The 14270-nt window shown below is 29.1% G+C and carries 10 protein-coding genes; 5 read left to right on the top strand and 5 right to left on the bottom strand.

Features of this window, described 5'->3' with window-relative positions:
• Positions 1–114 precede the first annotated feature (114 nt).
• The 3 genes from E6771_RS11885 (at position 115) to E6771_RS11875 (ending at position 3391) form a co-directional block, all read left to right on the top strand.
• Positions 115–1665 carry an ABC transporter substrate-binding protein gene (locus tag E6771_RS11885; protein ID WP_316091536.1) on the top strand — a complete coding sequence of 517 codons (1551 nt, stop codon included), beginning with the start codon at positions 115–117 and terminating at the stop codon, positions 1663–1665.
• A 69-nt stretch (positions 1666–1734) separates the two neighbouring features.
• Positions 1735–2904, top strand: coding sequence for an amidohydrolase (locus E6771_RS11880; protein ID WP_316091535.1), 1170 nt, complete (start codon positions 1735–1737; stop codon positions 2902–2904).
• 10 nt (positions 2905–2914) lie between these two features.
• Positions 2915–3391: a peptide deformylase gene (locus tag E6771_RS11875; protein ID WP_316091534.1), complete on the top strand. Its 477-nt coding sequence runs from the start codon at positions 2915–2917 to the stop codon at positions 3389–3391.
• 181 nt (positions 3392–3572) lie between these two features.
• Here the strand turns inward: E6771_RS11875 and E6771_RS11870 are convergent, their stop codons facing one another.
• From E6771_RS11870 to E6771_RS11855, 4 genes are all read right to left on the bottom strand, one after another.
• Positions 3573–4442 (bottom strand): DMT family transporter, encoded by an 870-nt coding sequence (locus tag E6771_RS11870; protein WP_316091533.1) that lies wholly within the window; start codon positions 4440–4442, stop codon positions 3573–3575.
• A 65-nt stretch (positions 4443–4507) separates the two neighbouring features.
• Positions 4508–5389, bottom strand: coding sequence for a UTP--glucose-1-phosphate uridylyltransferase GalU (galU, locus tag E6771_RS11865; protein ID WP_316091532.1), 882 nt, complete (start codon positions 5387–5389; stop codon positions 4508–4510).
• A gap of 25 nt (positions 5390–5414) precedes the next feature.
• Entirely contained in the window at positions 5415–7340 is a 1926-nt protein-coding gene (metG, locus tag E6771_RS11860; RefSeq protein ID WP_316091531.1) for a methionine--tRNA ligase, read from the bottom strand.
• 32 nt (positions 7341–7372) lie between these two features.
• The gene (locus E6771_RS11855) at positions 7373–8014 is read right to left on the bottom strand and encodes a lysophospholipid acyltransferase family protein (protein WP_316091530.1); all 642 of its coding nucleotides are present in this window, start codon (positions 8012–8014) and stop codon (positions 7373–7375) included.
• A 683-nt stretch (positions 8015–8697) separates the two neighbouring features.
• Here E6771_RS11855 and E6771_RS11850 point away from each other — a divergent pair.
• The gene (locus E6771_RS11850) at positions 8698–11319 is read left to right on the top strand and encodes an autotransporter outer membrane beta-barrel domain-containing protein (protein ID WP_316091529.1); all 2622 of its coding nucleotides are present in this window, start codon (positions 8698–8700) and stop codon (positions 11317–11319) included.
• A 135-nt stretch (positions 11320–11454) separates the two neighbouring features.
• On the opposite strand, the gene E6771_RS11845 is transcribed toward E6771_RS11850, so the two are convergent.
• Positions 11455–12792: a hypothetical protein gene (locus tag E6771_RS11845; protein WP_316091528.1), complete on the bottom strand. Its 1338-nt coding sequence runs from the start codon at positions 12790–12792 to the stop codon at positions 11455–11457.
• Positions 12793–13109: 317 nt separating this feature from the next.
• Here E6771_RS11845 and E6771_RS11840 point away from each other — a divergent pair, with 317 nt between their 5' ends.
• Positions 13110–14066, top strand: coding sequence for a hypothetical protein (locus tag E6771_RS11840; RefSeq protein WP_316091527.1), 957 nt, complete (start codon positions 13110–13112; stop codon positions 14064–14066).
• Positions 14067–14270: the final 204 nt, after the last annotated feature.

Here is a 14270-nt window from a genome sequence, read left to right as displayed (position 1 = left end):
TGATTGGGTAAATGATTATTTTAGGATAAATGAAAGTATATTTAGAGCAGCCTGACTGGGCTGCTTTTTTTTATACAAATTTTAAGTTTATTACAAAATTTAAGGGGGAAAAAAATGAACAAGAAAATTTTAAAAACTTTAGGATTAATACTTACGATACTGGTATTAGTTGGATTTGGAAAAACTGTGACTTCTGAAAAGAAAGCTGCTGATGATACTGCTTTAAAAGAAACTCTTGTTATAGCTCAAAAATCAGATGCTAAAACTCTTGACCCGCAAAAAAGCATTGATACTGTTTCAAATAAAGTTATGCAGATGATGTTTGATACTCTTACTATTATGGATGAAAACCTTAGTATTCAGCCTGGACTTGCTGAAAATTGGGAAAGAATTGATGATTATAGTATGATATTTCATTTGAGAAAAGGAGTAAAATTTCATAATGGAGATATCCTTACTTCTGAAGATGTAAAATATTCTCTAGACAGAGCAATAGCTTCTCCACAAGCTTCATATCTTTTTAACCCCATAAAAGAAGTTTCTATTCTTGATGAAAATACTATAAAGATTACTACAAAGGAACCTTTTGGCCCTTTATTAAAACATTTAGCTACTACAAATGGTTCTATTATTAATAAAAGAGCTGCTGTAGAGGCTGGAGAAGATGTTTTTAAAAATCCAGTTGGAACTGGACAGCATAAATTTAAAGAATGGATAACTGGAGATAGAATAGTTCTTGAATCATTTCCTGAAAACTGGAAGGGTGAATCAAAAATAAAAAATATAATTTTTAGAAATATTCCTGAAGTAAGCAACAGAATGATATCTCTTGAAACTGGTGAAATAGATGTAGCTTTTGATATTGGCATCATGGACAGAGAAGCTGTTATGAATCATAAAAAGCTTGAATTAGTAGAAGTAGAAGCACCTTCAAGCTTATACCTTGCATTTGATCAGACAAACCCACTGTTTGCTGATATAAGAGTAAGACAAGCTATCGCATATGCTGTAAATAACAGAGTCCTTGCTGATGCTGTATTCAGAGGAGCTGCTGTTCCAGCTAATTCAACACTTCCTACTGTTGTTGCTGGATACAATCCTGATTCAAATATTTATGAAGTGAATATAGAAAAAGCCAAAGAACTTCTAAAAGAAGCGGGATACCCAGATGGGTTCAATATAAAGCTATGGGTAAATGATGAATCTACAAGAGTTGATATGTGTGTTATCATTCAAGATCAATTAAAGGCTGTTGGAATAAATGTTGAAATAGAAGTATTTGAATGGGGAACTTACCTTTCAAAAACATTAGATCACAACAAACAGCTTTACCTTTTCTCTTGGAATGTGTCTTCTGGAGATGCTGATGCTGCTTTATACCCAATGTTTCACTCTTCACAAAGAAATGGTTCAGCTAACAGAAGTAACTATGTATCTAAGGAAGCTGATGAGCTTTTAGACAAAGCTAGAAATTCTGTAAATGAAGATGAAAGAAATCTTTTATACAGACAGGTACAAGATATTCTTCAAAGAGATCTTCCTCATTATACTTTAGTATTTCCTAAACTTAACTTAGGAATGAATAAAAATGTAAAAGGTCTTATCATGAAAAAAACTGGATATATAGATATCTCTAATACTTACATAATAAAAGAAAATAAATAATTATGTATTAATAAATAAAAATATAAGTTAAAATAGATCTAAGATCTGAATATATAAGGGGGAAACAAAATGAAATCACAAGAATTAGCTAAAGAATACAAAGATTATGTAATAAATATGAGAAGAGAATTCCATATGAATCCAGAACCAAGTCTTCAGGAATATGAAACTTCTAAAAGAATAAAAAATGAACTGGAAAAAGATGGAATAGAATGTGAAATTGTAGCTGATACAGGAGTAGTTGCTACAATACATGGTACTAATTCTGGAAAAACTGTTGCATTGAGAGGAGATATTGATGCTCTTGCTGTTATTGAGCAGACTGGAAAAGAATATGCTTCTAAAGTCCATGGATTGATGCATGCATGTGGCCATGATTCTCATGGGGCTATGCTTCTTGGAGCTGCCAAAGTTTTAAATAGAATGAAAGATGAAATAAATGGTACTGTTAAACTTTTCTTCCAGCCAGGAGAAGAAGTTGTACTTGGAGCAAAAAAAATGATAGCTGCTGGAGTTATGGAAGGTGTAGATGCTATTATGGGTATCCATGTTTCGTCAGATGTTCCTTCTGGGCAGATATCTGCTGACAGTGGTGCAAGAATGGCATCAGGTGATATGTTTAAAATAACTGTAACAGGTAAGGGGGGACATGGAGCAAGACCTGAACAATGTATAGATGCTGTTGTAGTAGGTTCTGCCATTGTTATGAACCTTCAATCTGTAATCAGCAGAGAATACTCTCCTTTTGATCCTGCTGTACTTACTGTTGGAGAAATTAAATCTGGAACAAGATTCAATGTAATTGCTCCTACTGCTGTATTGAGTGGTACTACTAGATGTTACAGCCCAGAAGTCAGAAAAAATTTCTTTACTTCTATAACAAGAATAGCTAAATCTACTGCAGAAGCTTACAGAGCTACTGCTGAAATAGAATTTATAGAGGGAGTAGGTCCAACTATCAATGATGATAATTGTGCTGCTTTAGCGAGGGAAACTGCTGCTTCCCTTGTGGGAAAAGAAAATGTCGTTACTGTTCCTCCTTCTACTGGTGGAGAGGATTTCTCATTCTTCTCTAATATAGTTCCTGGAGTTATGGTAAAACTTGGAACTGGAAGCAAAGAAAAAGGAACTGACTTCCCTCATCATCATGAAAAATTTGACATAGATGAAGATATGCTTGAAGTTGGTACTGCATTATATGCCCAATTTGCTTTGAACTACTTGTCTAATAATAAATAAGGAGATTATTATGAAGAGAGATATCCTGCTTCTTGGAAATGATGAATTATATCAGATAAGTGAACCTGTGAAACCAGATGAAATTGAAAATATCAAATCTGTAATTCAAGACCTTCATGATACACTGATGGATTTCAGAGAAAAATATCATGCTGGACGTGCTATTGCTGCACCCCAGATAGGAGTGAAAAAAAGACTTCTTTATATGTTCATTGATAAACCTGTAATTTTTATAAATCCCACTCTTGAATTTCCAGATAACGAAATGATGGAAGTATTAGATGACTGTATGTCTTTTCCAAATTTGTTGGTTAAAGTAAAACGTTATAAAAGATGCAGAATAAAATATTTAGATATAGATTGGAAAGAACAGGTAATGTCTTTAGAAGGAGATCTTGCTGAACTTCTGCAGCATGAATATGATCATCTTGATGGAATACTTGCTACAATGAGAGGAATAGACAATAAATCATTTGTAATAAAATAAAAAAGATTGATTAAAAAATAAAGTTATTTATATTGCAAAAAAGAAACCAAGTAAAAAGAAATATAAAATTATTCCATATTAGAAAATTTTATATTTCTTTTTACTTGGTTTCTTTTTTATTTATTATTTTTTAACTCCTCTATCACTTTATATGACTATTTCCTATAAATAAAATTCTCATTTATTTCTCTTTGCTTTTTGTAAGTTCACTTATCAAAGTAGAACCTAAAATTAGAATTCCTCCTGCTATCTGCAATACTCCCATTCTTTCTCTCAAAAATATAGCTGAAATTATTACAGCAGATATAGGATCTATATAACTCATAACTGCTATAGTCTGACCTTTCAATTCCTTCAAAGATGAAAAATACAGCAGATAGGCAAATCCAGTATGAACTATTCCCAATATCAATATATATGGTATTGAAGAAGCAGATATATTTAAAACATTAAATCCTTCCACTATAAATACATAAGGCATGAGTACTGTTGCTGCTAAAATTAATTGTATATAGGTTGTTTCAAGACTTTTTAAATTTTTTAAAAATTTATTCATAAGGATGACACTGGCATAAAAAGCTGCTGCACTAAGTCCATAAGCTATTCCAAGAAAATCGTTTCTTCCTTCTGTTACTCCACTACTATTCCCTACTATACATATCATTCCCAGCATTGCACAGGCAACACAAAGCATTTTTTTTAAAGTAAGTTTTTCTTTTAATATAACTGGTGAAAGTAATGTTACAAAAACTGGAGCAAAGTAATAACTCAAAGTAGCATTGGAAATTGTTGTATATCTATATGCTTGAAATAAAAATATCCAATTTAAACCTATTGCTCCCCCTGATAATAAAAGAAGAAGAAGATTAGATTTAACATCCTTAAAAGATATTTTATTCTTTACCAAAATAGAGACACTAATGAGAACAATACCACCTATTATTCCTCTTAACAAAGCTATTTCACTGGAAGCTAATTCTATATTTTTTACAAATATTCCTATTGTTCCAAATATCAGCATTGCACTTATATTTCTTAATTTTGCTCCCATACTCCCCCCTATGTATAAAAAGAATGATGAGGTGATTTATAAAATCATACTCATCATCTTGATTATTAATCTAATTTAAGCTCTGTTTTCAGATATTTTAATAACTCTTCTCTTGTTTCTTCATTTTTAAGTCCAAATTCTATATTAGCTTTTAGGAGCCCAACTTTATTACCAATATCATATCTTTTTCCTTCAAAGTTGTATGAAAGAACTCTTTCTCCATCTTTAAGCATATCTAATATAGCATCTGTAAGCTGTATTTCTCCACCTTTTCCTGGTTTAACTTCTTCAAGATATTTAAATATCTTTCCAGTAAGAAGATATCTTCCCAGACAGGCAAATTTAGAAGGAGCTTCTTCAAGAGATGGTTTTTCTATAAAATCTTCTATCACACAAGTATTATTATCAAGTCTTTCAATAGGTTTAACTATTCCATATTTAGAAATATCTTTTTCTTCTACTTCCTGACATCCTACTATACTTGAGCCATATTTTTCATATACATCTATCAACTGTTTAGCTACTGGTTTTTCTGGATTATATACTATATCATCTCCAAGAGCTATAATAAAAGGATCATCTCCCATAAAAGGCTTTGCTTTTAATATAGCATGTCCCAATCCTTTAGGAAGATTTTGTCTTACATAAAAAATATTTGCCATAGTTGATAGATTTTCTATTTTTTCTAAAAGTTCATCTTTTCCATCTTTTTGCAATGTATTTTCAAGTTCATATGAATAGTCAAAGTGATCTTCTATAGAATTTTTATTTCTCCCTGTAACAATTACTATATCTGTGATTCCAGATTCTACAAGCTCTTCTACAATATACTGTAAAGAAGGTTTGTCAACTATTACAAGCATCTCTTTAGGCTGTGCTTTAGTAGCAGGTAATACTCTTGTTCCTAATCCTGCTGCTGGAATTACTGCCTTTGTGACTTTTTTCATTCTATATTTTCCTCCTGTATATTCTTTACTTTGCTCTTGATCCTACTACTACACTTTTATCCACTTCTACTAATTTAAGTCCATTTACTTTATCTTCAGTACTCAAAAGCATTCCCTGAGATACTTCTCCTCTAAGTTTAACAGTTTTTAAATTAGTTATAGCAAGAACTTTTTTTCCTGCCAATTTTTCAGGTTCTGGATATGATTTTGCAATACCAGAAACTATCTGTCTAGCATGATCTCCAAGACTTACTTTAAATTTAAGTAATTTATCAGCACCATTTATTTTTCCAGCTTCTAATATTTCTACTACCTGTATTTTTAATTTATCAAATTCAGAAATATCTACAGCATTTTCTATTACTAATTCTGGATTTACTGCCATTAAATCTTTTTTAGTTTCAAAAACTTCTAAATCAAGTCTTGGGAATATTGGTTCAGCATTTCCTAAAACATGTCCAACTGAAAGAAGATTCCATCCAGTAATATCTGCCACTTTAGCATCTTTTACAAGTTTTTCTACCCCTAGTTGATTCCATATTTTTTGAGCTGCAGTAGGCATATATGGATAAATCATTACAGCAATTTTATACAATCCATTTACTAAGTGATTCATTACAACTGCAAGTCTATCTTTTTTATCTTCATCTTTTGCAAGTGCCCAAGGTGCAGTTTCATCAATATATTTATTAAGTCTTGATATAAATCTCCATATAGCTTCAAGAGATTTTGAAAATTGAACTATGTTCATTTGTTCAGTAACTTCATTTAAAGTCTCATTCCATAAATTTTCTATTTCATCATCAAAAGTGTCTCTTGTTGTTCCAGCAGCAATTACACCATTAAAGTATTTTTTATACATTCCTAATGTTCTATTTAATAAATTTCCTAAATCATTTGCAAGATCAGAATTAATCCTAGTAACTACTGATTTTGTTGAGTAGTCTCCATCATTTCCAAATTGAACTTCTCTAAGCAGACAATATCTGAAAGCGTCTACTCCATATTTTTTACTTTCTGCTACTGGATCTACTACATTCCCTCTAGATTTAGACATTTTATCACCTTCAGAAGTCCACCAACCATGAGCAACAACATTGTCTGGAAGTTTTACTCCTGCTGAAAGAAGCATACAAGGCCATATAATAGCATGGAATCTCACTATATCTTTTCCTAACAGATGCATAACTTCACCATTAGTCCAGAATTTATCAAATAATTCAGGGTTATTTTCATATCCTACTGCTGTAAGATAGTTAGTAAGAGCATCAAACCACACATAAGTTATATGACCTGGAGCAAACTCTATTGGAACACCCCATTCAAAAGTATTTCTAGATATAGACAAGTCTTGTAATCCCTGTTTAATAAAAGAGACAACTTCATTCTTTCTTGAACGAGGAAGAATAAAATCTGGATGAGAATCTATATGAGCTAAAAGAGCATCTTGGTATTTTGACATTTTAAAGAAATATGATTCTTCTTTCACTACTCTTAATTCTTTTCCACAGTCAGGACAATGATTTCCATTTACTATTTGATTTTCAGGAACAAATGTTTCACAAGATACACAATACTTTCCTGAATATTCTCCTTTGTATATATCTCCATTATCATAAACTTTTTTCAGTATTTTTTTTACAGCTTCTTTATGTCTTGGTTCTGTAGTTCTTATAAAATCTGTATATTCTATATTTAAAGTTTTCCACATTTCCACAAATTTTGGTGCCATTATATCTGTCCACTCTTGAGGTGTGTATCCTTTTTGCTTAGCTGCCTCTTCTATTTTTTGCCCATGTTCATCAGTTCCAGTCAAAAAGAAAACATCATATCCCATAGTTTTTTTATATCTAGCTATAACATCTGCTGCTATAGTTGTATAAGCACTTCCAACATGTGGATCTCCATTTACATAATAAATAGGTGTTGTTACATAAAAGTTCTTATTCATTTATCTCTCCTCTTTATAATTAGATATTTTTACTAAAAATATTTTTCAGCCTCTTTATCTAATTCATTTAATTTATTTTTTAAAATTTCACAATATTCTTCTATATTTGCATCTTTAGGTATTTCTATTGGAGCTCCCATCAAAAATACCAATGTTGTAAAAGGTTTTGGAAATTGAAATTTATCCCATGCTTTATTAAATGTCCATTTTCTCTTATAGGCCCCTCCTAGGGGAACCATCCGCATTTTTCCCTTTTGAGCTAAATAAATCATTCCTGGTTTAACCTCATACATAGGTCCTTTAGGACCATCTACTGGAGTTCCTATACTATATCCTCTTTTCATTAATTTAATAAGAGATATCAGACTGGATGTTGAGTTTTTGTCTGAAGAACCCCTTACCATATGAAATCCCATTTTTTCCAAAGGAACAGATATAAGCTCCCCATCTTTTGATGGGCTTGCAAGTACTGCTCTTTTCTCTATATAGTCAAGACAAAGAGTTGGAGCTACAAGTTTATTATGCCAGAATGCAAAAACATAGCTTTCTTCATTTTCCTTAAGATTATCATTTTTTATTATTTTTATATTTAAGGTTTTTCCTACTATTCTCAGTATATAATAAAGAATTAGTCCATACCTACGATATTTAACTGCTTCTCTTTCCCTACCCATGTTAATTCTCCTCAAATCAATTATAGTATTATTAATTATATCATATTGTACCTATTTTAAGAAGTAGCTTTCTCAAAAACCTTTCAACCTTTTTATACTTAAAAAAATATATTAACATTAAATTTATCTTTTATATTTTTGAATTTAATATTTTATAAGAAACTTCAAAATATAAAAAATATTTATCAAAAAACTTTTGTCACTAATAGTTTTACATTTTATAGGTTTTTATCATCGCTTTATTTTCCCAACACATTTACGCCATCTTTTTTACATACATATATATTAAATTTAATAAGTGCCGTTTTTTTATTTTTTAAAACTTTTATTTAAAGATTATTTTAATAAAAAACAGATGTCACATTTTAATTATGAAAATTTAAATTTTTTATAAAATACATTTTTAAAAAAATGAGAAAATTCAAAACAATACATCTGTTGAATTTCTAGAAAGAATTACAATATTTGAATCAACTTAGCAAAATCATAACAATAAAATGTATACTTGATTAATAATAAATATATTTTTAATAAAAAACTGCTATGAATATAGCAAATTACAGTAAATTAATGTGATTTATTTAGTAAAGCAGAATTAATTTCAGTATAAAGTATATATGATTTTTCATGGATACTTTAATAAAAAACTTTATTTTTTAATTGATATTTAATGGAGGAATTAAATGAAAAAAAGAATATTTTGGGGACAATTAATCGCAGCTCTTTTATATATAGGAAATAGTGCTTTTTCTCAAACAATTTGGACAGATGGAGATTTCACTATACCTAAAGGGCATACTTGGATTAATTCAGGAAATTGGGAATATGGTGGAGATGTTCATATTCAAAATATTAATGAAGTAATATTTGAATCAAATATGTCTGGAAAACCTAATACTGGAGTATTAAGTATAGAAGCTGGAGGAAAACTCACAGCTGATGGAATGGTGACTGTAAATCAATTGGGACCAACTACTGGAGATGCTGTATTGGTAACTGATGGAGGTAAAGCATTCTTTAATGGAGGCCTCACTGCTAATATGTTAAACAACAATAATGATTACTATGCTGTTGGAACTATTAAGACAAATTCTGAACTTCACGTTAAGGGAGATACTATAATTAATGCTAATTTTGAAAAAGGTTATGGTTTATATTTAGGTGAAGGAACTACTAACAGTTTTAGTAAAAATAATAGTAATTATGGCAGTGTAAGTATTTACAGTGGAAAAATAGGAATTTACAGTCTTGGAAATACAGATTTCAATCAGAATGTAAATATATATCTTAATTCAAATGGAGCAACTGGAGTAATTTCCAATACAACTAATACTTTATCTACTACAACTTTTAATGGTTTTGTTACTGTAACAAATAATTCTATTAGCAATAATACCTCTAGTGCTTATGGACTTGCTGTATCCAATCCCAATGGTATCCTTAATCTAAATAGTGGTGGAAAAATAACATTTGGGAATAACTATACTAATGGAAATGAAATAGGAGTCTATGCCAGCAAAGGGATTATAAATATAACAGGAGATTTTGCTGTTCAAACTAATTCTGGTGGTATACAAGCTGCTTTTTATGCAACAAATGGTGGAAAAATAAATGCTGTAAACTCTCTCATGGATTTAAAGGGAAGTATGTATGCTAACAACAGTTCTCAAATACAAATTTCAATGAATAATGGCTCTCTTTGGGAAGGAGCTTCATATATAGGGAATGGAAGCACTACTGATATTACAATGGCTGGAAGTCAATGGAAAATTACAGATGATTCAACAGTAACTAATCTAAACATATTAAATGGAACAACTATTTATCTTAATGCTGTTCCAGACTACAGCAACTTTACTGCCAGAACTCTTACAATATCTGAAGGTTATCATGGAGATAACAGTACAATAGTTTTTAATACCCAACTTGAAGATGATAATTCTATTACTGATAAAATGATAGTTGAAGGAGATACTTCTGGAACAACTAAAGTAAGAATTAATAATATGGGAGGAAGAGGAGCTCATACAGAAAATGGAATTGAACTTATTTCTGTTCTTGGGGATTCTAATGGAGAATTTATAAAAGATGGAAGAATAGTAGCAGGAACTTATGAATATTTTCTGAATCGTGGTGATGGAATTATTACAGACAGTAATAATTGGTATCTGACAAGTACGATTCCTTCTATCATGCCACCTACTGTCATTCCTCCAGTTATTGTACCACCAGTAACTCCACCTATAGTAATTCCACCTGTAGACCCTGGAAATCCATCAGAGCCTGAAATCACTGCTCCTCCATTAATAGTTCCACCTGCAGTTGATCCTGTTTATCGTCCAGAATCTGGAAGTTATTTGGCAAATGCTGGAGCTGTAAAATCTTTATTTATTCATACACTTCATGATCGTTTAGGAGAAACACAATATACAGATGCTTTGACTAATGAAGATGGAGTATCAAGCATATGGGTAAGAAATGTTGGTGGATACAGTACATTCAGAGACGGTTCAAACCAACTAAAGACTAGGAATAAAAAGAATATAATTCAGCTAGGAGGGGACATTGCTGATTGGAGCAGCAATGGAAATAATCGTTACCATTTAGGTCTTATGGCAGGATATGGTTTCAATCACAGTAAAACTGAATCAAACAAGACTTCTTATACTTCAAAGGGAGAAATAGAAGGTTTTAATCTTGGAATATATGGAACATACTATGCTAATGAAAATGACAAATCTGGATTCTATACAGATACATGGCTGACATACAGTTGGTTTGATAATGAAGTTCGTGGTCAAGAATTAGAAAGAGAAAAATATAAATCAAAAGGAATTACAGCTTCGCTTGAAAGTGGTTATAGCTTTAAAATAGAAAATGATGACTCTCATAGAAAAACATATTATATTCAGCCAAAAGCACAGATTATATACATGGGTGTTGATACTGATAATCATACTGAAGCCAATGGAACTAAAGTTGAAACTAAAGGAGATGGAAATATTCAAACTCGTATAGGAGCAAGAGTATATGCAAATCATTTTAATCCTGCTGACAAAAACAACAGCAAGGAGATTCAACCTTTTGTTGAAGCAAACTGGATTCACAACAGCAAAGATATCAAAGTATCAATGGATGGCATAAATAATAAGATAAAAGGAACAAAGAATATTGGAGAAGTAAAAATTGGATCAGAAATAAAACTGAATCCTAATTTTAATGTTTGGGGAAATGTTTCTCATCAATGGGGAGGAAGTGGATATAGAGATACAAAAGTCACTATAGGCTTGAAATATAGTTTTTAAACAATTTCTAATCAAAACTTTTTGTTATTTAACTGCAGATATTTATTATCTGCAGTTATTTTTTTATTATAAAAATTATCATATCTACATTGTAATATAATGAAAGAAGCTGAATAACTCAGCTTCTCAAAAATTCTAATTTTTAAAAGAGAATCTTGTCTTATAATTTTTAATAAATTCACAAATAAATATTAAAAATATACTTGCAAATAAACCTAATACTGCTCCTACACCTAAAAATAAAATCATTGGCTTTCCAGAATTGCTTATTTCTACTGGTGTCAATATTTTTATCATATTTCCATATTTTACTTCATAAAATTCTTTATTTATGATATTTGCATCTTCTATTACTTCATTTAATCTTGTTGCTAATAGATTTATACTTTCATTTATCATTTTATTTTCCTCTTCTGTAGGATACACAATTTTTGATATTTCTTCTTCTTTAAATTTTATCTCATATCCTATATTTTCTATAGAAGTATTGACAAGAAGATACTTTTCAATCAATTTTGAATAATATTCATTTTCAGTTTCTAATTTAATTCCTAGTTCTCCCATAGAAGGAACTACAATTTGTCTATTTGTTGGTTTATACTCATCTAATATATTTTTTATTACTTTTGATTCTCCAATTAATTTTTCTTTTCTTAAATTAAGAAATTTTATATCAGCTCTAAGTTTTATTTCTCTTGTATTTTTAGAATTTGATAATCCTTTTATATCTAAAAAAGATTCTAATTTTTTCAACTCAATATTCTGAATATTATCAATTCTGTTATTCAATTCATTAAATGAATATCCCAAAATTTTTGAATAATAATTTATTTTATAATCTAATGAAAAATTAAGTTTTAAGGATCTAATCTTTTCATTAAACAGTAAAATATAATCATCATAATCATAAATGTTATTTACTCTCCCCATAAGTAAAATTTCACTTTTAGGTTTATATTTTTCTTCAAATTCCTCTACTGCTTCAATTGAAAGTCTCTCTAATACATTTTTATTCATCTCTTTCAATTTTACTTTATATTGTGTAGGATAATAACTTAATGTCTCTCCCTTTTTTAAAGCAGTCTCTATTTTTTGTGAAACATTATCTGGTATTACTCCTTCAATGCTTAATGAGTTCCTGAAATCTGCAAATTCTTTAACTTTTATTTTATCCTTTTTAAATTCTGCAAATACAGTATTTAAAGTATTTATACTTACAAGATTGTCTTTTAAAAAAGGAGTTTTATCAGGATTTAATCCTATTTCAAGTTCAGGATAATTAAGTTCTATTACTACGCTTGTTATCATATTTTTTTTATTAAGGATATATCCAGCTATTCCTGAAATAAAAATAATTGATATTGTTACAACTATCAGCATTAGTTTATGGTTCAATAAAATTTTAACTAATTCCATCAAATCAATTTCTTCATCTTCTTGATTTTGATAAACTCTTTCTTCTAATTGATTCATTTGTTTTCCCCTTTTATTTTGATTTATAGATATATATTAACTTGTTCATATATTTTTGTCAATAAATAATTCTGTTTTAAACACAATTAAATCATTAAATGTTCAACTGATTATAATAAAATGGTTTAATTTTCAGTCTGGAATATTATCTCTCTTTAAAACAAATAAAAATTCCATTTTTTATTTTTTACTGTAATAAAAATTGACAAAAAATATATTATAAGATAAAATTATTTGTAGGTATGGACTTTTCCAACCAATAAGAACTTTATCTCTCTACTAGAAATTAAAACTATAAAAATTATATAGGAGTTGTTATGAATCAATTAGAAAGAAAAGAATATTATGAAGAAGATGAAATAGATATCTATGAACTAGTAGAAATCATTATTAAAAGAAAACTATTAGTTTTGGCAATCTTCATTATTTGCTCTTTATTTGGATTGGGAGCTGCTTTTTTTGTCAGAAGTCTTAAACAGGATACTTTAGCATTAAAGTTTAATATTAACTATGCTAAACTTGAAAGTAATTATTTCTTTGCAAAATCTGGCTTAAATTTCACAAAAATAAATGTAGATAATATTTTGATTACTAATAAATATGTTGATGAATTTTTCAAACTAGAAAACTTAAATGAACTTTATTTAGAGAAAGTGAAAGAAGGAAATAGAAATGATTATTCAAAATCTAAATTTTTAAATAATATTTTAAAAGTTTCTTTTAATAAAGAGACTAATAGCTATATTGTATCAGTTACTATGAAAAAAAATCAAAAACTTCAAAAAGATATATTAAATAAATATATTGCTATTATAGAATCCCTTATCAATATCCAAGTTGATGATGAAATAGAGGATAGATATACTTTTGTTGAATCTGAAAATAGAATTTCAAGAGAAAAACTAAATAAAATTGAAAATAGTATAAAAGAAATACTTGAGAAAGAAAAAAATAATTTAAATAAGGATACTAATATTAAAGAATTTATTGAATATACTAATCCTGTTTTATCTGTAGAAAGAGAAAAGGTAACTAATCTATATAATCAAAGTTCTGAAATGCTTATTGGTTTAAATGGATTAAAAAGAGATGATGAAATAAAAAATATAATCTCTCTAGATTCTTCTATCTATGAAATAGAAACTAAAAGTAAAGCTAAGATGATTTTAGCAGTTGGAATTTTAATGGGAATAGTATTAGGAATAATGAGTGCTTTCATAGCTGAATTTATAGATAATTATAAAAAAAGAGCAATTGCTCTTAGAAAAAAATAAAAAATAAAAGGCTGTAGATAAAAAAGCTAATTATCTACAGCCTTAATTAATTTTAATTAAATTTTACTTACATCAAATACATCTAATTTTGCTTCATCTACATGCCTATCCTGCATTCTAAGTATAGCACTGATTGTATCTAAAGCTGTCAGAACATCCACTCCATACTCTATTGCTGTTCTTCTCATTTTAAATCCATCTCTC

The organism is Fusobacterium sp. (assembly GCF_032477075.1).
Classification (GTDB): Bacteria; Fusobacteriota; Fusobacteriia; order Fusobacteriales; family Fusobacteriaceae; genus Fusobacterium_A.
Note: the sequence above shows the minus strand (reverse complement) of the source record. Positions and strands in the feature narration are given on the sequence as shown.